Source organism: Nonomuraea spiralis (assembly GCF_014648435.1).
GTDB lineage: Bacteria > Actinomycetota > Actinomycetes > Streptosporangiales > Streptosporangiaceae > Nonomuraea > Nonomuraea spiralis.
The window spans coordinates 1-18,041 of record NZ_BMRC01000006.1; the positions used below are offsets into that span (position 1 = coordinate 1).

Sequence of the window (18,041 nt, forward strand, 5' to 3'; positions counted from 1 at the left end):
TGGCCACGCGCTATGACAAACGCGCCTACATCTTCCTCGGCACCGTCACCCTGGCCGCCCTGGCTATCTGGCTCCGGACCTGATCTAAGAAACAGCTCCTAGACGTACGCCTACGAGTGCGCCGCCGAGACCCAGGAGGCGTGCAGGTCGGCGTACACGCCAGGCTGGGTGACCAGGTCGGCGTGCGGGCCGCGCTGCACCAGGCGGCCGGCGTCGAACACCAGCACCTCGTCGGCGTTCTCGGCGGTCGAGAGCCGGTGGGCGATCGAGATGGCGGTACGCCCCCTGGTGACGCCTTCCAGGGCGCGGGCCAGGCGTACCTCGGTGGCCGGGTCGACGGCCGAGGTGGCCTCGTCCAGCAGCAGCAGGTCGGGGTCGGCGAGGTAGGCGCGGGCCAGGGCGACGAGCTGACGCTCCCCCGCCGACAGCGACTCGCCGCGCTGGCCGACGGGCGTGTCCAGGCCCGCGGGCAGGCCCTCGACCCAGTCGGCCAGGCCCAGCTCGGTCAGCGCCAGCTCGATCTCCTCGCGGGTCGCCGCCGGCCTGCCGTACCGGACGTTGTCCTCCAGGGTGCCGTCGAACAGGAAGCCGTCCTGCGGGACCATGACGATGCGTTCGCGCAGGGAGGAGAAGCGCACGTCGCGCAGGTCGTGGCCGTCCACGGTGACGCGCCCCCCGACCGGGTCCATGAGGCGGGTCAGGAGCTTGGCGAACGTGGTCTTGCCCGACCCGGTCTCGCCGACGACGGCGATGCGCGAGCGCGGCGGGATCTCCAGCGAGATCTCGCGCAGGACGGGCGGACCGCCCGGGTAGGAGAAGTGCACGCCCTCGAAGGCCACCGAGATCGGGCCGCGGGGCAGCTGTACGCCCTTCTCGCCGGGGTCGGCGACGTCCGGCGGGGTGTCCAGGACGCCCAGGATGCGGCGGTAGCCGGCCACCGCGTTCTGGGCCTCGTTCAGCACCTCGGTGGCGGTCTGCAGGGGCGAGACGAACAGCGTGACCAGGAAGAGGAAGGCCACCAGCTTGCCCGCCGTGATGTCGCCGGACACGCCGAGCCGGACCCCGAGCAGGACGATCCCGGCGATGGCCAGCGCGGCCACGATCTCGGTCAGCGGGAAGACGAAGCCGACGATGGTCTGCGCCTTGATCTGGGCGGTCCTGTTGGCGTCCACGGCCTTGTCGATGCGCTCGGCGGTGCGCCGCTCGGAGGCGTAGGCCCGGATGACGGCGGCGCCGACGACGGACTCGCTGACCGCGGCGAGCATGTCGCCGGTCCGCTCACGCACGGTCGTGTACGCCCGCGACAACAACCGCTGGAACCGCGGCAACGCGATCACCAGCGGGACGAAGCAGACCCACACCAGCAGCGTGAGCTGCCAGGAGTAGACCAGCATGAGCACGCTGGCCACGAAGAGCTGGCCGAACGCCACGATGATCATCAGCCCGCCCCACTGCATGAACGTGCTGATCTGGTCGATGTCGTTGGTGACACGCGAGACCAGCGCGCCGCGGCGCTCGCTGTTCTGGGTGAGCACCGACAGGTCGTGCACGTGCCGGAAGCCGCGTACGCGCAGGCTGGCCAGCGAGGACTCGGTGGCCTTGTACAGGCGCACGTTCATGATGTAGCCGGCCAGCGCGGTCAGCACCACGGCCGCGGCGCACACCAGGACAGCCCGGGTGATGTACGGCAGGTCGGGCGTGCCGCCCTTGATGCCGGTGTCGATCGTCTGCTGCACCGCGATCGGGACGATGATCTTGCCGACGGTCGCGACGACGGCCAGCGCCAGCGTGCCGGCCAGGCCCTTGCGGAACTCGGGGGTGAGCGACAGGCCGTGCCAGATGGTGGCCAGCGCGGACCGCTCGACGTTGCCCTGGAGCGCCTCGCTCATGCGCTGACCTCTTCCTCTTCCTCTTCGGCGTCCTCGGCCAGCGACAGGTCGATGGCGGCCCGCTCGGCCTCCTCGCGCTCGTAGGCGGTCACCAGGTTGCGGTAGCCGAGGCAGCGTACGAGCAGTTCCTCGTGGGTCCCGCGGTCCACGACGCGGCCGTGGTCCAGGTAGACCACCTCGTCGGCCAGGGCGATGGTGGCCATCCGGTAGGCGACGACCACGACCGTGGAGGCTTCGGCGGTGTCGCGGAGCCCGTGCAGGATCTTGGCCTCGACCTGGGGGTCGACACTGGAGGTGGCGTCGTCGAGGATGAGCAGGCGCGGGCGGCGGACCACCGCGCGGGCCAGGGCCAGGCGCTGACGCTGGCCGCCGGACAGCGACGCGCCGCGCTCGCCGACGCGGGTGTCGAGCCCGTCGCCGAGGCGGCCGACGAAGCCGTCGGCCTGGGCCAGGCGCAGCGCCGCCCACACGTCCTCGTCGCCGGTGTCCAGGCCGAGCGCGATGTTGCCGCGTACGGTGTCGTCGAACAGGAACGTCTGCTGCGGCACCAGCGCGGCGGAGTCGGCGATGGCGCCATAGGGCAGGTCGCGTACGTCCACGCCGTCGAGCAGCACCTGTCCGGCGGCCGGGTCGACGAGCCGGACGAGGAGCTGCACCAGGGTCGACTTGCCCGACCCGGTCGGCCCCACGAGCGCCACGGTACGGCCCTGCGGCACGTCGAAGGTGACGTCGTGCAGCACCTCGGCCTCGCCGTACGCGTACGACACGCCGGCCACCTTCAGCTCGGCGGGCCCGGACGGCGTCATGGAGGAGTCGCCGTACTCCATGGAGCCCTCGGCGTCGAGCACGGCCTGCACCCGCTGCCAGCCGACGACGCTGCGCGGCAGCTCGGCCAGCACCCAGCCGAGCGCCCTGATCGGGAAGGCCAGCAGCGTGAACAGGTAGGCGACCTGCACCAGGTCGCCGGAGTCGATCGCGCCCGTGGACAGGCGCAGCGCGCCGACCGCGAGCACGAGGAGCACGCCGATCGTGGGCAGCGCCTCCAGCATGGGGTCGAACAGCCCGCGCACGCGGCCGACGGCGATGTTGGCGTCGCGCAGCTCGTGGGCGCGGCGGCGGAAGCGGTCGGTCTCCAGTTCCTCGCGGCCGAGGGTCTTGACGACCAGGGCGCCGTCGAAGCTCTCGTGGGCGATCTCGCTGACCTCGGCGCGCAGTTGCTGGGCGCGGGTGGCGAGCGGGCTGAGGCGGCGCTGGTAGATCAGGTTCAGCACGGCGATGGCCGGGAAGATCAGGAAGCCCACCAGCGCGAGCACGAGGTCGGTGAACACCATCGCGACGGCCGCGGTGAACAACATGACCAGCACGCCGACGGCCATCGGCAGCGGCGCGAGGGGCGCCCAGGCGGCCTCGGCGTCGGCGCTGGCGTTCGACAGGAGCTGGCCGGTCGGGTGCCGGTGGTGCCAGGACAGCGGCAGGCGCAGGTACTGCTTGGTCACGTCCCTGCGTGACCTGGCCTGCATGCGGTACTGCACGACACCGGCCAGGATGCGCCGTCCGGCCACGCCGATCGCCTTCAGCAGCGCGGTGCCGATGATCAGCAGTGCCGCGGTCCACAGGGCTCCGGCGGCGGTCTGGCCCCGGTCGAAGGCGGGCAGCACCACGTTCTGCGTCGCCCAGCCCAGTGCCCAGGCCGAGGCGACGGTCATGCCGCCGTAGACCGCGCTGGCCAGCGCGGCCATCGCGAACACGGCTCTCTCCGTGCGAATGGCCACCCCAAGGACACGCAGCCCTTGACGCATGACGGCCGAGGTGACCTTGCTCGCCACTCGGTGTTTGTCCCTTCAAACGTCGAAATTTCTACCTATGTCCCTATCACGTCTGATCAGTTCCTTATTCCCACAGGTAGGGTTGGTCACGTGACTCTCGCTCGTGGCGAACGTTCCGCGCTCTGCGACCTGTTCGACCGGCTCGGCCCCGACGCGCCCACGCTGTGCGCGGGGTGGACCACCTACGACCTGGCCGCCCACCTCGTGCTGCGCGAGCGCCGGCCGGACGCCATGGGCGGCATCGCGATCGGCGCGCTGGCGGGTTACACGGCCTCGGTCCAGAACGGCCTGAAGGCCAGGCACCCCTATCCCGAGCTGGTCGGCGTCGTACGCCGGCCCGGTGGCGTCTACGGGCTGCTGCCCTTCCTCGACGCGGCGGTCAACACGCTGGAGTTCTTCGTCCACCACGAGGACGTACGCCGGGCCCAGCCCGGGTGGGAGCCGCGCGAGCTGCCGGCCGAGCTCGACCGGCTCATCTGGAAGCGGGTCGCGACCGGCGCCCGGCTCATGCTGCGCCGCTCGCCGGTCCGGCTGGTGCTGCGCCGCACCGGCGGCGGGGTGGCTCTCGGCGGGGCTCGGGACGGCGCGAAGGTGCAGGTGAGCGGCCCTGCCTCGGAGCTGCTGCTGTTCTGCTTCGGCCGGCAGGCGCACGCCAGGGTGGAGCTGACCGGTGACGACGCCGCCGTGACCCAGGCGGCCGGAGCGCGGCTCGGATTCTGACCGAACCCCTCGGCCCAGAAACCCTTCGTCTTAAACCTTCAGCCCGTACGATGGCACAGGAAAGAAGCCCCCCGGTTAGGATCTTGGACATCTTCACAGAAGATGACCGTGATCGCCCAGATCCGGGTATATACGGCTGGGAATGGACTGCAGGAGGCCCCCCATGCAGGTCAAGAAGGTGGCTACGTACGTTCTGGTGGCGTTCGTGGTCTTCTACCTGTTCACCCGGCCGGCCCAGGCGGCGGCCGCGGTCAACGGCGTGTTTGACGGAATTGTCCAAGGAGCCAACCAATTGGCGGTCTTCTTCACAAATGTTCTGACCTGATGGTTGCGTTCTGTCGGCGTTAGGTGCTTCCCCGCGCTGACAGATCGTGTTACGCAGGCAGGATGAGAGATCGCCCCAGCGGCACCAAGATCAATCAGCTCGATCCGCACGCCAGGCGCGTCCTGGAACGGGCGGAGCTCGAGGGCGTCGAGCTGATTCGTTTCCTGTACGCCGACCACGGCGGCGTGGTCCGTGGCAAGGCGGCGTCCCGGTCCCGGCTGGCCGAACGGCTCGGCTCGGGCATCGGGCACACGGTGGCCATGATGGCGATGAACATGCTCGACCAGCTTCAGGAGGTCGAGCACCTGGGTCCGGTGGGCGAGGTACGCATCGTCCCCGACCCGGCGACGTTCGTTCTGCTGCCGCATGCGCCGGGTGCCGCCGCGATGTTGTCGGACCTGCGCCGGCCCGACGGGTCGCCGTGGGAAGCCTGCGCGCGGACGTTCCTCAAGGACGCCGTGACCGAGCTGGCCGGTGACGGCTACCGGATCGAGGCCGCGTTCGAGCCCGAGTTCACGCTCGGCCGGCGCCTGCCCGACCCCGGCGGCGGCCCCGACCGGCTGGTGCCGCTCGACGACTCTCTTTGTTATGCCAACACGGGCTTCGACACCGCGCACGACTACACGATCAAGCTCATGCGCGCGCTGGAGACCCAGGGGCTGCACGTCGAGCACTACCACCCCGAGCTCGGCCCCGGCCAGCAGGAGTTGTCGGTACGCCACGCGCCCGCGCTGCGCGCCGCCGACAACCACGTGCTCTACCGCGAGACCGTGCGCGGCGTGGCCATGCGCATGGCGATGTGGGCCTCGCTGGCCCCCAAACCCCTGGCCGACCAGGCCGGCAACGGCGCCCACCTGCACCTGTCGCTGTGGCGCGACAACCAGAACCTGTTCGCCGAGGACGGCGAGGCGCGTACGCACTTCATCGGCGGCCTGATCGCCCACCTGCCCGCCCTAACCGCCCTGACCTGCGGCAGCGTCAACAGCTTCCGCCGGCTCGCGCCCCGCACGTGGTCCAGCGCGTACGCGGTCTACGGCCCCGACAACCGGGAGGCGGCCGTCCGGGTGTGCTCACCCCTGGGCGAGAGCGGCGAGCCGAACCTGGAGCTGAAGCCGTCGGACTCCTCGGCCAACCCGTACCTGTCGCTCGGGGCGGTCATCCACGCCGGGCTCGACGGCATCCGGCGCAAGCTCGACCCGGGCGAGGCCGTCGAGGTCGATCCCGACACCCGGCCGGGCCGCTACCAGCGCCTGCCCGCCTCACTGGAGGAGGCGCTCGACGCGCTGGAGGACGACGAACTGCTCATGGAGGCGCTCGGGCCGCTGCGGCGCAGCGCGTACCTGGCGGTCAAGCGTTCGGAGGCGGCCGCGTTCGCCGCCCAGGACGCCTCCTACGAGCTCTTCCACCACATGCGGGTGTTCTGACCGGCCGCCGGTCCGCGCGGACGGGACCGGCGGGCGGCCTCAGCGGACCGGGTAGCCCGCCATCCGCAGGGTCTCCTTGACGTCGCCGATCTTCAGGGTGCCGAAGTGGAACACGCTGGCCGCCAGCACGGCGTCCGCCCCGGCCGCGACGGCCGGCGGGAAGTCCTCCAGGCGGCCGGCGCCGCCGCTGGCGATCACCGGCACCCGCACCGCCGCGCGCACCGCGTGCAGCAGCTCCAGGTCGTAGCCGTCGAGGGTGCCGTCGCCGTCCATCGAGTTGAGCAGGATCTCGCCCACGCCCAGCTCCTCGCCGCGCGCCGACCACTCCACGGCGTCGATCCCGGTGCCGCGCCGGCCGCCGTGGGTGGTCACCTCGAACCCGCTGGGCATGCCGGGCGCCCGGCGGGCGTCGACCGACAACACGACGCACTGCGCGCCGAACCGCCGCGACGCCTCGGTCAGCAGCTCGGGCCGGGCGATGGCCGAGGTGTTCAGCGACACCTTGTCGGCCCCGGCCCGCAGCAGCCGGTTGATGTCGTCGACCACGCGCACGCCCCCGCCCACGGTGAGCGGGATGAACACCTGCTCGGCGGTGCGGCGCACCACGTCGAGCATGGTCTCCCGCTCGCCCGAGGAGGCGGTGATGTCGAGGAAGGTCAGCTCGTCGGCGCCCTCCTCGTCGTAGCGCCTGGCCAGCTCGACCGGATCTCCCGCGTCGCGCATGTTCTCGAAGTTGACGCCCTTGACCACCCGCCCGGCGTCCACGTCGAGACAGGGGATCACTCTTACCGCCACGGTCATGCTCGTAGTGCCTCGATTTCGATCTCGACCAGCATTCGAGGGTCGACCAGCCCGGCGACCCTCACTCCTGTGCAGGCGGGCCGCACGTGCCCGAAGACCTCGTAGATGGCCCGGCCGACGTGGTCGAAGTGGCGCTGCTCCACCACGTAGTAGCGGACCATCACGACGTCCTCGCGGGTCAGGCCGCCGATCTCGACCGCGTCGAGCGCGATGTCGATCGCGGTGAGGCCCTGACGGTAGGCGTCGCCGATGTGGCGCACCTCGCCGTCGATCGTGGCCGTGCACCCGGACACGATCACGCGCTCTCCCACGACAACGGCGCGCGCGTAGCCGTACTTCTCCTCCCAGACGCCGCCCGAAAACACCCTCGGACCGGTGCTTTCCATGCTTACGCTCATTCCGCCCCCTCCCGGCGAACCTAAACGCGTACCGCGGCCAGCGCGTTCTCCAGAGTGAACGCGTGAGCGTACAGGGCTCTGCCCACGATGGCTCCCTCCACTCCGTCCGGGACGAGAGAAGCCAGTGACACCAGGTCATCAAGAGTGGACACTCCGCCACTGGCGATCACGGGTTTGTCGGTGCGCGCGCAGATCCGGCGGTAGAGGTCGAGGTTGGGTCCTTGCAGCATGCCGTCCTTGGTGACGTCGGTGACGACGTAGCGGGGGCAGCCGTCGGCCTCCAGGCGGTCGAGCACCTCCCACAGGTTGCCGCCCTCCTCGGTCCAGCCGCGCGCGGCCAGGGTGGTGCCGCGTACGTCGAGGCCGACCGCGATCCGGTCGCCGTGCTCGGCGATGATCCGGCGGCACCAGTCGGGCTTCTCCAGCGCGGCGGTGCCGATGTTGACCCGGCGGCAGCCCGTGGCCAGGGCGGCGGCCAGGGACTCGTCGTCGCGGATGCCGCCGGACAGCTCCACGTTGACGTCGAGCTTGCCGATCACCTCGCTGATCAGCTCCTTGTTGGAGCCCCTGCCGAACGCGGCGTCGAGGTCGACCAGATGGATCCACTCGGCGCCCGCCGCCTGCCAGGCCAGCGCCGCGGCGAGCGGCTCGCCGAAGCCGGTCTCGGTCCCGGCCTCCCCTTGGACGAGGCGTACGGCCTGGCCATCGGCCACGTCAACGGCGGGAAGCAATACGAGCGACATTCAGGTCCTCCGGTCGAAAGCGAGAGTCACGACAACGGGTGCGAGCAGCAGGGAGAAGACGAACACGGCGAGGCTCAGCGCCGGCGAGCCCCACACCAGCCACGCGATCGCCTGCACGATCAGGAAGCCGAGCGCCACCACGACGTTCTGGGCGCGGCGGCGGCGGGCGATCAGGCCGCCCTGCCGGGCGAACCTGACCGGGCGCGGGACCAGGCGGGCGGCGAACGCGCGGCGCCGGGCCCGGCGCGCCTGCCGCTCCTCGTTGAGCCGGATCGCGCGCGCCCGCTCGGCCTCCCGCTCGGCCCGCCGGCGCGAACGCTCCTTGCTCACAGGGTCTGCAGCCAGTTTCCCAGCAGCGCGGCTCCCGCGTCGCCGGACTTCTCGGGGTGGAACTGGGTGGCCATGAGCGGGCCGTTCTCGGCGGCGGCCACGAACGGCACGCCGTGCTCGGCCCACGTCACGACGGGCTCGCCGAAGCCCTCGTCGGCAGGGTGGAGCTCCCACTCGCGCACGCCGTAGGAGTGCACGAAGTAGAAACGGGTGGCCGCGTCGAGACCGGCGAACAACACGCTGTCACCGGGCGCCTTGACCGTGTTCCACCCCATGTGCGGCAGCACGGGCGCCTCCAGCCGCTCGACCGTGCCCGGCCACTCGCCGCAGCCCTCGGTCTCGACGCCGTGCTCGACGCCCCTGGCGAACAGGATCTGCATGCCGACGCAGATGCCCAGCACCGGACGCCCACCGGCCAGGCGGCGGCCGATGACCTGCTCGCCGCGTACGGCCCTGAGCCCGGCCATGCACGCCGCGAACGCCCCGACCCCCGGCACGACCAGGCCCTCGGCCTCCAGCGCCACGTCGAAGTCGGCGGTCACGGTGACGTCCGCGCCCACCCTGGCCAGCGCCCGCTCGGCCGAGCGCAGGTTGCCCGAACCGTAGTCGAGCACCACGACCTTCTTGCTCACCACCACAACACCCCCGCCGTGATCGCCATCACCGCGCCGAGCCCGCAGATCGCGGCGCCCACCTTGAGGCCCTGCTTGGCCAGCGAGAACACGCCTCCGCCGAGGAACAGCCCGAGGAACACCATCACGCCGGCGAGAAGGTTGTCGGTCATAGCACGCCCTTGGTGCTCGGCACGCCCGAGGCGCGCGGGTCGAGCTCGGACGCCTCGCGCAGCGCCCTGGCCAGCGCCTTGAACTGGGCCTCGACGATGTGGTGGGCGTTGCGCCCGTACGGCACGTGCACGTGCAGGCAGATGGCCGCCTGGGCGACCAGCGACTCCAGGATGTGCCGGGTCATCGTCGTGTCGTAGTCGGGGCCGATCATCGGGGCCATGCCCTCGGGCTCGGTGTGCACGAGGTAGGGCCGCCCGGACAGGTCGACCGTGACCTGGGCCAGCGACTCGTCCAGCGGGCACGACGCGCTGCCGAACCGCCGGATGCCCGACTTGTCGCCCAGCGCCTGGCGGAAGGCCGCGCCCAGCGCCAGCGCGGTGTCCTCGATCGTGTGGTGGGAGTCGATGTGCAGGTCACCCTCGGTCTTGACGGTCAGGTCGAACAGACCGTGCTTGCCGAGCTGGGCCAGCATGTGGTCGAAGAAGCCCACCCCGGTCGAGACGTCGACCAGGCCGGTGCCGTCGAGGCCGACCTCGACCAGGACCGAGGTCTCCTTCGTTGCCCGCTCCACGCGCCCTACGCGACTCACAGAACCTCCTCCATCGCGGCGCGGAAGGCCGCCATCTCCTCGCCGGTGCCGATCGACACACGCAGCCATTCTGGCGGGCCCACCTCGCGGATGAGCACGCCGTGCGCCAGCAGCCCCTCCCACACCTTCCGCCGGTCGGGGAAACGCCCGAACAGCACGAAGTTGGCGTCGGAGTCGGCCACGTCGAGCCCCTTGCCGCGCAACCACGCCACCGTCGCGTCGCGCTCGCGGCGCAGCGCGTCGACCGTGCCGAGCAGCTCGTCGCGGTGCCGCAGCGCCACCAGCGCCGCCGTCTGGGTGAGCGTCGACAGATGGTACGGCAGCCGCACCAGCAGCAGCGCCTGCACCACGGCCGGGTGCGCGGCCAGGTAGCCGAGCCGGGTGCCCGCCATGGCGAACGCCTTGGACATCGTCCGGGTGACGATCAGCCTGGGGTGGCGCGGCAGCAGCGTGAGCGCCGACGGGGTGCCCTCGCGGGCGAACTCGGCGTAGGCCTCGTCGACCACGACCACGCCCGGCGCGGCGGCGAGCACGGCCTCGATCGTCGACAACGGCTGCGCGGTGCCCGTCGGGTTGTTGGGCGAGGCGAGGAAGACGATGTCGGGGCGGTGCTCCTCGATCGCCGCGACGGCCTTGCCCGGGGCGAGCGAGAAGTCGTCCTCGCGGGCGGCGCCGATCCACTCGGTGCTGGTGCCGGTGGTGATGATCGGGTGCATCGAGTACGACGGCTCGAACCCGATCGCGGTGCGCCCGTGGCCGCCGAACGCCTGAAGGATCTGCTGGAGCACCTCGTTGGAGCCGTTGGCCGCCCACACCTGCTCGGTGGTCAGCCCGTGGCCGAGGTAGGCGGCCAGACCGGCGCGCAGCTCGGTGGCGTCCCTGTCGGGGTAGCGGTTGAGCTCGGCCGCGTTCACGCCGACGGCCTCGGCCAGGTCGGCGACCAGCGCGGGCGAGGGCGGGTAGGGGTTCTCGTTGGTGTTGAGCCGGACCGGCACGTCGATCTGGGGCGCGCCGTAGGGCGAACGGCCCCGCAGGTCGTCGCGGATCGGCAGGTCGTCGAGCGTCACAGCGGCGGGGCTCACGCCGGGACTCGCAGCGGGATTCACAGCGGGTTTCACTCTGTCTCCGTGGGGACTCGCCAGTCGAAGCGGGCGCGGACGGCGGCGCCGTGCGCCGGCAGGTCTTCGGCGTCGGCCAGCACCGAGACGTGGGCGGCCGCCTGGGCCAGCGCCTCGCGGGTGTAGTCGACGACGTGGATGCCGCGCAGGAACGACTGCACCGACAGGCCGCTGGAGTGGCAGGCGCAGCCGCCCGTGGGCAGCACGTGGTTGGACCCGGCGAGGTAGTCGCCGAGCGACACCGGCGCGTACGTGCCGACGAAGATCGCTCCGGCGTTGCGGATCCGGGCCGCGACCTCGGCCGCGCCGGCGGTGTGGATCTCCAGGTGCTCGGCGGCGTAGGCGTCGACGACCTTGATGCCGTCCTCGATCGAGGAGACCAGCACGATGCCCGACTGCCGGCCGCCCAGCGCCTCGGTGATGCGCTCGGAGTGGCGGGTGGCCGAGACCTGGCCCGGCAGCTCCTTCTCGACCGCCTCGGCCAGCTCGGGGCTGGTGGTGACCAGGACGGCGGCGGCGATCGTGTCGTGCTCGGCCTGGCTGATCAGGTCGGCGGCGACGTGCACCGGGTCGGCGGTCTCGTCGGCCAGGATGGCGATCTCGGTCGGACCGGCCTCGGAGTCGATGCCGATGCGGCCCTTGAGCAGGCGCTTGGCGGCGGCGACCCAGATGTTGCCGGGGCCGGTCACCATGGTCGCGGGCGGGCACTCCTCGGTGCCGTAGGCGAACATGGCCACGGCCTGCGCGCCGCCCACGGAGTAGACCTCGTCGACGCCGAGCAGCGCGCACGCGGCCAGGATGGTCGGGTGGGGCAACCCGCCGAACTCCTTCTGCGCCGGGCTCGTCACCGCCAGCGACGCGACGCCCGCCTCCTGCGCCGGTACGACGTTCATGACCACGCTGGAGGGGTAGACGGCCCGGCCGCCGGGCACGTAGAGGCCCACGCGGTCGACCGGCACCCAGCGCTCGGTCACCGTGCCGCCGGGCACGACCTGCGTGGTGACGTCGGAGCGGCGCTGGTCGCGGTGGACCAGCCGGGCCCGCCTGATCGACTCCTCCAGCGCGGCCCTGACCCGGGGGTCGAGCTCGTCGAGCGCCCGCCGGATCTCCGCGGCGGGGACGCGGGCGGAGGCGATCTCGACGCCGTCGAACCTGGCGGTCAGCTCCCGTACGGCCGCCGCCCCGCGATGGCGCACGTCGTCGCAGATGGGCCGCACCTTCTCCAGGGCGGCCTCGACGTCGAGCTCGGCGCGGGGCAGCACGTCGCGCAGGTCCTCCGGAAGGGAACCGCGCATGTCAATACGGGAAATCACCCTGACAGTCTACGGAGTCCGGACCGCGGATCCGGTTCTGTCCACCATGCGGGACACACCTACAGGCCCCGCACGGGACGGGGCCCAAGAACGTTAGCGGGCGGCCGCGAGCACGGCGTTCGCCGACACCGCCTCGCGGCCGCCCGAGCCCCGGACCGGGCCAAGCCGGGGCAGGACGCCGTGGCCGCCACGGGGGCGCGGCCACAGCAGGGGAATGGCTTGTGGCCCCCTTCTGCCCTGCCCGGCAGGTGTCTAACACCTTGAGGCAAGAAAAACTCTGGGCGAGTTCAAATTAACCTTGCCCTGGTTTGCCCTGCTCGGCGCGGCAGCGGCCACCCCCTCACGCCTTTCGTATTATCTGTCCATTATGTCCGTTCGCCTACCCTGGCGGCATGGGACAGTGGCGAGGCCCGGGCGGCATCCTGGTGGAGGCGATCATCCTCGACGATCGTCCGCTGCTGCGCGTCTCACACCGCGTCAACGGCCGCAGGTACCTGCGCGGCTACTGCACGACCGTCTCCGAACTGGGCGAACACGGCGTAGATCTCGCTGAACTGGTAGAAGACACGCCACTTGACCATTTGTAGACCCCGGCCCGCCACTGTCGATCAGAGGCCCGGGGTACGGCATGGTCCATGGTGCGGCTGCCGGCCTACGCGCCGATGCTGGCCCAGCTGGGCACCCTGACCTCCGTCCAGGGCGCCGGCTGGGCCGTGGAGATGAAGTGGGACGGCGTCCGCGCCCTCGCCTACGTCGAAGGCGGGTCGGTGCGCCTGATGTCCCGCAACAACAAGGACATCACCGCCGCCTACCCCGAACTGCAGCTCATGGCCGGTTCGACGGGCAGGCGGGCGGCCGTGATCGACGGCGAGATCGTCGCCTTCGACGAGACCGGACGGCCCAGCTTCGCCGCGCTGCAACCCCGGATGCACCAGCGCAACCCCGCCGCCGTGGCCGAGCTGACCCGGGTCGTGCCGGTGACGTTCATGGCCTTCGACATCCTGCACCTCGACGACGACAGCGTGATCGGCCGCCCCTACAACGAACGCCGCGAGCTGCTGGAGAACACCCTGCGGCCCGGCTTCCGCTGGGAGGTGCCGGTCTGGTTCGCCGACCACGCCGACCGCGCCTTCGACTCCTCCCGCCAACTCGGGCTCGAAGGGATCGTGTGCAAGCGGCTCGGGTCCCCGTACCGGCCGGGGCGGCGCAGCGGCGAATGGACCAAGATCAAGAACGTCAGCGCCGCCGAGGTCGTGATCGGCGGCTGGCAACCCGGCGGCGGACGGCGGACCGGCATGATCGGCTCGCTGCTGCTCGGCGCCTACGACCGGCACGGCCGCCTGCTCTACGTCGGGCACGTCGGCACCGGCTTCACCCAGCAGATGCTGCGCGACCTCCACGACCTCCTCGCCCCTCTGGAACGCCCCGGCCCGCCCTTCGACGAACCCGTGCCGCGCGAGCACTCCCGCCACGCCCACTGGGTCGAGCCCCGGGTGGTCGGCGAGGTCCAGTACGCCGAGGTGACCGGCGACAACCGCCTGCGCCACCCCTCCTGGCGCGGCCTGCGCCCCGACCGCGAACCGCACGACGTCGGCACCGCCGAGTTCCTGCCCCCCGGAAGCCCCGGAGACGCCGCCGGGGACGCCGCCGCCGGCTGACCTCCTGACCGAAGGCGCCCGCCCTCACCCACGGCGACCGCCCTCACCCACGGCGACCGCCCTCACCCATGGCGACCGCCCTCGCCCGCCCCCCATCGAAGGCGGTCGCGACACGTCCCGCTTCGGCACTCTAAGCGATCAATTCGTGACTTACAGTGATCGGAATCGCTTGCGACCGTTCAAGGGGACATCGTGTCGAAGACTCTGGTCACCACGCCGGCCGCGCTGGCCGCCCTCTCGCTCGCCACCGCTCTCGCCACCGCTCTCGCCACCGCTCCCGCCGCCGCCGAACCGCCGCCCCTCAAGGCCCACGCCCGGCCCCCCGGCCAGAACGCCGGCGCCGCGTCCTCACCGCTCATGCGCCCCGGCCGCTCCGCCCGCTACTGGACACCCGGCAAACAGGCCAAGGCCAAGGCCGTCGACCTGCCCCTCAGCGCAACCGGGGGCGGGGCCGCCGGCGGGGCCGCCGAACGGCGCAGCGTACCGGGCGCCAAACGGCTCACCCCCGAAGGCGACGCCAACGGCTACGCGCGGGTACGCCGGCCGTACACCGCCGACGACAGCAGCCGCGTCACCGGACGGCTGTTCTTCGTCAACGGCTCCGGCCGCGACGACTCCTGCACCGCCTCCGTCGTCCGCTCGGCCAGCCGGCTCCTCGTGATCACCGCCGCCCACTGCGTCTACAGCAGTCCCGACGGCTCCGGGGAGGGCCGCTGGCACACCCACTTCGCCTTCGTCCCCGCCTACGACGGCCGCGCCGACACCGCGCGGCAGCGCGAACCGTACGGCAGGTGGGGCGGGCGGCGCGCCTGGAAGCCCGACGCCTACACCGGGCGGACCGGCGGCGACTGGAACTCCGTCTACGACGTCGCACTCGTCGAGGTCGGCGGCCGGAACCGGACGCTCCAGGACACCGTCGGCGCCTTCACCCCGCTGCGCAACGAGGGCGGCCGCTTCACCATCTCGACCGCCGGCTACCCCGGCGTGCTCGGCCGCCGCCCCTACGACGGCCGCGACCAGCTGTGGTGCCTGGGACGTACCCAGCAGGCCCGCGAGGAGGACGCCGAGGCCGACATGCTCGCCGCCCGCCTGGCCGGGACGGACGCGCGTACCGGGCGGATGGAGACGTACAACTGCCATCTGGCCAAGGGCCACAGCGGCGGGCCGTGGGTCGTGCGCGGCAGCAGCGACCTGGTCGGTGTGTTGTCCTCCGGCAAGGAGGACGGCGAGCCCGACGGCAACTCCGTCGCCACCGCACTCAACCTGGAGGGCTACGGCGCGATCGTGCACGAGGCCGACCCCCAGGGCGTCTACGACTCCCTGTCCCTCGACGCGACCGGCCCCGACGGGCCCGTACGCCGCGGCGGCACCGCCACCGTGACCGCGACCGTCACCATGCACGGGCTCATGGCCGCCGCCCAGGTGCCCGTCACCGTCACGCTCCCGCCCGGCGCCTCCCTGACCTCCGTCAACGGCGCCTCCTGCCGCCGCGGCGACCGGCGGGCCGAGTGCACGATCGACGTCATCCACCCCGGCCGGCCGGTACGCCTCACCGCCAAGCTCGCCGTCGGCCGCGACGCCGGCGCCGCCCTGCCGGTCACCATGCACGTCACCTCCACCCGCCTGGACCCCGCCCAGCGCGACAACTCCGCCGTCGTCCGCCTGCGCACCGCCGGTTAGGCGGGCTCCGGCGCCGGTTCCCGCAGCGTGCGCGCCAGCAGCCAGGCCAGCACCGGGAAGGCGATCAGGCAGGCCAGCGCCGTCCGCAGCGTGGTGGCCTCGGCCATCGCGCCCACCAGCGGGCTGGTCAGGCCGCCGACGCTCACCGCCAGCCCCAGGGTGACGCCGCCGGCCGTGCCCACGCGGTTCGGCAGGAAGTCCTGGCCCAGGGTCACATGCAGCGAGAACGGGACGTACAGGGCGACGGAGGAGGCCGCGACGAAGACGTAGACCAGCGGGCCCGGCGCCAGCACCACCCCGGCCACCGCGGGGACGGCCGCCGCGTAGGCCACGCGCATCGCCGGCACCCGTCCCCACCGCACCGCCAGCCGGCCGCCCAGCACCGTGCCCGCCGCGCCGCCCGCGAACAACACGAACAGCGCCACCGCGCCCGCCGCGCCACCGCCGACGTACAGGGCCACGAACGCGCTCAGGCCGACGTACACCACCGAGCGGAAGACGATCACCAGCGTCAGCCGGGCGAACCCCGGCCAGTCGTCACGGCCGCCGGCCCGCACGACCGCCCGCGACCCGCCACGCGCGCCGGTCAGCGCGCGCACCGCCGGCAGCGTCAGCGCCGCTCCCAGCACCGCCGGCGCCGCCAGCAGCGGCGAGGCCCCGAGCCCCCACACCGACAGCAGCGGCGTCACCAGTACGGGCGCCGAGGCGAACCCGAGCGTCCCGCCCAGGGAGAACCAGCTCATCGGCACGTGGCCGCCCTCGCTCGCGATCCTGGCCAGCCGCGCCGACTCCGGATGGTAGGCGGCCACCCCCAGCCCCGACAGCGCCGCCGCCAGCCACGTCAGCGCGTACGAGCCCGTCACCCCCGCGAGGGCCACCCCCGTCCCGGCCACCACCGTGGCCAGCGGGATCAGCCACGGCATCCGCCACCGGTCGGTCAGCACCCCGAAGAGCGGCTGCACGACCGACGACGACAACGTGGCCGCCAGCACGATCCCCGACACCGCCACATAGCCGTACCCCCGCCCGGCCACCAGGAACGGCACCAGCGCCGGCACCGCCCCCTGATAGAAGTCCACGCACGCGTGCCCCGCCGCCAGCGACCAGATCCTGTTCACGCTCCCGATGATTTCCCGGCGGAATCTGGCCTGCTTCCGATAAAATGCCAATCTATGCCGAACATCCGCCACACCCCGGTGGCGCCGACCGGCCGCCGCCCCCTGGCGCCCGGCACGGGCATCGACGCCCACCGGCACGACACGCACCAGATCGCGTACGCCCGCGCCGGCATGCTCTCCGTCACCACCGAAGCGGGCACCTGGGTCGCCCCCGCCAACCGCGCGATCTGGGTGCCCGCCGGCACCGTGCACGAACACCGCGCCCACGGCAGCACCGACCTGCGCCTGATCGGCCTCACCGGCAACCCGCTCGGCCTCGACCGGCCCGCCGTGCTCGCCGTCGGCCCGCTGCTGCGCGAGCTCATCATCGCCTGCACCGACGACGACGCCCCCACCGGCGACGAGCGCGCACGGCTGCTCGCCGTGCTGCTCGACCGGCTCAGGCGGGCCCCCGAGCAGCCCTTCCACGTGCCCACCGCCAGGGACGCGCGGCTGGCCGCCGTCTGCGCGATCCTGCACGACGAGCCCGCCGACGGGCGTACGCTGGCCCAGCTCGCCGTCCGGGCCGGCACCAGCGAGCGCACGCTCGCCCGGTTGTGCCGCCGTGAGCTCGGCATGAGCTTCCCCCAGTGGCGCACCCAGCTCCGCCTGCACCACGCCCTGCTGCTGCTCGCCGACGGCCTGCCGGTGACCGTGGTGGCCCATCGCTGCGGCTGGGCCTCGGCGAGCGCGTTCATCGACGTGTTCCGGCGCGCGCTGGGGTACACCCCGGGCCGCGCCTTTACATTGTAGATTCGCTACACTCGGGAACGTGAGCAAAACCAAGGGCAAGGGCGGCGGCACTCCGGCCACCATGGCGCTGACCAAGGCCAAGGCCGACTTCACGCTCCACCCGTACGAGCACGACGCGAGCGCCCAGGCCTACGGCGAGGAGGCGGCCGACGCGCTGGGCGTGCCGTACGAGAGGATCTTCAAGACGCTGGTGGCCGAGGTCGAGAGCGGCCTCGCGGTGGCGGTCGTGCCCGTGTCGGGCAAGCTCGACCTCAAGGCCCTGGCCTCGGCGCTGGGCGGCAAGCGGGCCGCCATGGCCGATGCCGCCAAGGTCGAACGCGTGACCGGCTACGTGGTGGGCGGCATCAGCCCGCTCGGCCAGCGCAAGCAGCTTCCGACCGTGGTCGACTCCTCCGCGCTCGACTTCGAGACGATCTACTTCTCGGCCGGCCGGCGCGGGCTCCAGATCGAGACCGCCCCCGACAACCTGATCACCCTCACCCGCGCGGTCACCGCGCCCATCGGCAAGGCGGGCTGAGCCCCCCGCCGGCCG

20 protein-coding genes are annotated in these 18,041 nt (G+C 72.3%); 8 read left to right on the forward strand and 12 right to left on the reverse strand.

The annotated features are described in order from the left end of the window. Positions 1-110: 110 nt before the first annotated feature. Positions 111-1,889, reverse strand: a complete 1,779-nt coding sequence (locus IEZ27_RS15695) for an ABC transporter ATP-binding protein (RefSeq protein ID WP_189647901.1) — start codon at positions 1,887-1,889, stop codon at positions 111-113. Continuing rightward, on the reverse strand, positions 1,886-3,688 hold the full coding sequence (locus IEZ27_RS15700; RefSeq protein ID WP_189648312.1) for an ABC transporter ATP-binding protein: 1,803 nt from the start codon (positions 3,686-3,688) through the stop codon (positions 1,886-1,888). Before IEZ27_RS15700 ends, IEZ27_RS15695 begins: the two co-directional genes overlap by 4 nt. Before the next feature lie 117 nt (positions 3,689-3,805). On the opposite strand from IEZ27_RS15700, the gene IEZ27_RS15705 reads away from it, so the two are divergent. The 3 genes from IEZ27_RS15705 to IEZ27_RS15715 all read left to right on the forward strand — a co-directional run bounded on the left by IEZ27_RS15705 (position 3,806) and on the right by IEZ27_RS15715 (position 6,184). Then, a complete protein-coding gene (locus IEZ27_RS15705; RefSeq protein ID WP_189647902.1) occupies positions 3,806-4,435 on the forward strand; it encodes a TIGR03085 family metal-binding protein in 630 nt (209 codons plus the stop codon). Positions 4,436-4,598: 163 nt separating this feature from the next. Beyond that, complete coding sequence (locus IEZ27_RS15710) at positions 4,599-4,760, forward strand: hypothetical protein (RefSeq protein WP_185844438.1); 162 nt, start codon at positions 4,599-4,601, stop codon at positions 4,758-4,760. A 62-nt stretch (positions 4,761-4,822) separates the two neighbouring features. After that, on the forward strand, positions 4,823-6,184 hold the full coding sequence (locus IEZ27_RS15715) for a glutamine synthetase family protein (RefSeq protein ID WP_189647903.1): 1,362 nt from the start codon (positions 4,823-4,825) through the stop codon (positions 6,182-6,184). 39 nt (positions 6,185-6,223) lie between these two features. On the opposite strand, the gene hisF is transcribed toward IEZ27_RS15715, so the two are convergent. The 9 genes from hisF to hisD are packed head-to-tail and all read right to left on the reverse strand — an operon-like array spanning position 6,224 to position 12,261. After that, complete coding sequence (gene hisF, locus IEZ27_RS15720; protein ID WP_189647904.1) at positions 6,224-6,985, reverse strand: imidazole glycerol phosphate synthase subunit HisF; 762 nt, start codon at positions 6,983-6,985, stop codon at positions 6,224-6,226. Next, positions 6,982-7,371 (reverse strand): Rid family hydrolase, encoded by a 390-nt coding sequence (locus IEZ27_RS15725; protein WP_229824018.1) that lies wholly within the window; start codon positions 7,369-7,371, stop codon positions 6,982-6,984. The genes hisF and IEZ27_RS15725 overlap by 4 nt, the downstream gene beginning before the upstream one ends. A gap of 32 nt (positions 7,372-7,403) precedes the next feature. Continuing rightward, the gene (priA, locus tag IEZ27_RS15730) at positions 7,404-8,126 is read right to left on the reverse strand and encodes a bifunctional 1-(5-phosphoribosyl)-5-((5-phosphoribosylamino)methylideneamino)imidazole-4-carboxamide isomerase/phosphoribosylanthranilate isomerase PriA (protein ID WP_189647906.1); all 723 of its coding nucleotides are present in this window, start codon (positions 8,124-8,126) and stop codon (positions 7,404-7,406) included. Next, a complete protein-coding gene (locus IEZ27_RS15735) occupies positions 8,127-8,456 on the reverse strand; it encodes a hypothetical protein (RefSeq protein ID WP_189647907.1) in 330 nt (109 codons plus the stop codon). It lies immediately after the preceding gene. Next, on the reverse strand, positions 8,453-9,088 hold the full coding sequence (gene hisH / locus IEZ27_RS15740) for an imidazole glycerol phosphate synthase subunit HisH (protein WP_229824019.1): 636 nt from the start codon (positions 9,086-9,088) through the stop codon (positions 8,453-8,455). The genes IEZ27_RS15735 and hisH overlap by 4 nt, the downstream gene beginning before the upstream one ends. Further along, the gene (locus IEZ27_RS15745) at positions 9,085-9,240 is read right to left on the reverse strand and encodes a hypothetical protein (RefSeq protein WP_189647909.1); all 156 of its coding nucleotides are present in this window, start codon (positions 9,238-9,240) and stop codon (positions 9,085-9,087) included. Before IEZ27_RS15745 ends, hisH begins: the two co-directional genes overlap by 4 nt. After that, positions 9,237-9,830, reverse strand: coding sequence for an imidazoleglycerol-phosphate dehydratase HisB (hisB, locus tag IEZ27_RS15750; protein ID WP_189647910.1), 594 nt, complete (start codon positions 9,828-9,830; stop codon positions 9,237-9,239). Before hisB ends, IEZ27_RS15745 begins: the two co-directional genes overlap by 4 nt. Next, complete coding sequence (locus tag IEZ27_RS15755; protein ID WP_229824020.1) at positions 9,827-10,912, reverse strand: histidinol-phosphate transaminase; 1,086 nt, start codon at positions 10,910-10,912, stop codon at positions 9,827-9,829. Before IEZ27_RS15755 ends, hisB begins: the two co-directional genes overlap by 4 nt. A gap of 32 nt (positions 10,913-10,944) precedes the next feature. Then, on the reverse strand, positions 10,945-12,261 hold the full coding sequence (gene hisD / locus IEZ27_RS15760; RefSeq protein WP_189647911.1) for a histidinol dehydrogenase: 1,317 nt from the start codon (positions 12,259-12,261) through the stop codon (positions 10,945-10,947). A 392-nt stretch (positions 12,262-12,653) separates the two neighbouring features. On the opposite strand from hisD, the gene IEZ27_RS15765 reads away from it, so the two are divergent. The 3 genes from IEZ27_RS15765 (at position 12,654) to IEZ27_RS15775 (ending at position 15,599) form a co-directional block, all read left to right on the forward strand. Then, on the forward strand, positions 12,654-12,848 hold the full coding sequence (locus IEZ27_RS15765) for a hypothetical protein (RefSeq protein WP_125630430.1): 195 nt from the start codon (positions 12,654-12,656) through the stop codon (positions 12,846-12,848). A gap of 48 nt (positions 12,849-12,896) precedes the next feature. Beyond that, entirely contained in the window at positions 12,897-13,919 is a 1,023-nt protein-coding gene (ligD, locus tag IEZ27_RS15770; protein ID WP_189647912.1) for a non-homologous end-joining DNA ligase, read from the forward strand. A gap of 192 nt (positions 13,920-14,111) precedes the next feature. Then, positions 14,112-15,599: a trypsin-like serine peptidase gene (locus IEZ27_RS15775; protein WP_189647913.1), complete on the forward strand. Its 1,488-nt coding sequence runs from the start codon at positions 14,112-14,114 to the stop codon at positions 15,597-15,599. Here IEZ27_RS15775 and IEZ27_RS15780 read toward each other — a convergent pair. Further along, positions 15,596-16,717 carry an MFS transporter gene (locus tag IEZ27_RS15780; protein WP_229824021.1) on the reverse strand — a complete coding sequence of 374 codons (1,122 nt, stop codon included), beginning with the start codon at positions 16,715-16,717 and terminating at the stop codon, positions 15,596-15,598. The two genes, IEZ27_RS15775 and IEZ27_RS15780, sit on opposite strands and share 4 nt — an antisense overlap. Before the next feature lie 54 nt (positions 16,718-16,771). Between IEZ27_RS15780 and IEZ27_RS15785 the strand changes: the two genes are divergently transcribed. Next, positions 16,772-17,509 (forward strand): AraC family transcriptional regulator, encoded by a 738-nt coding sequence (locus IEZ27_RS15785; protein ID WP_189647914.1) that lies wholly within the window; start codon positions 16,772-16,774, stop codon positions 17,507-17,509. 61 nt (positions 17,510-17,570) lie between these two features. Beyond that, positions 17,571-18,026 carry a Cys-tRNA(Pro) deacylase gene (gene ybaK, locus IEZ27_RS15790; protein WP_125631198.1) on the forward strand — a complete coding sequence of 152 codons (456 nt, stop codon included), beginning with the start codon at positions 17,571-17,573 and terminating at the stop codon, positions 18,024-18,026. Positions 18,027-18,041 lie beyond the last annotated feature (15 nt).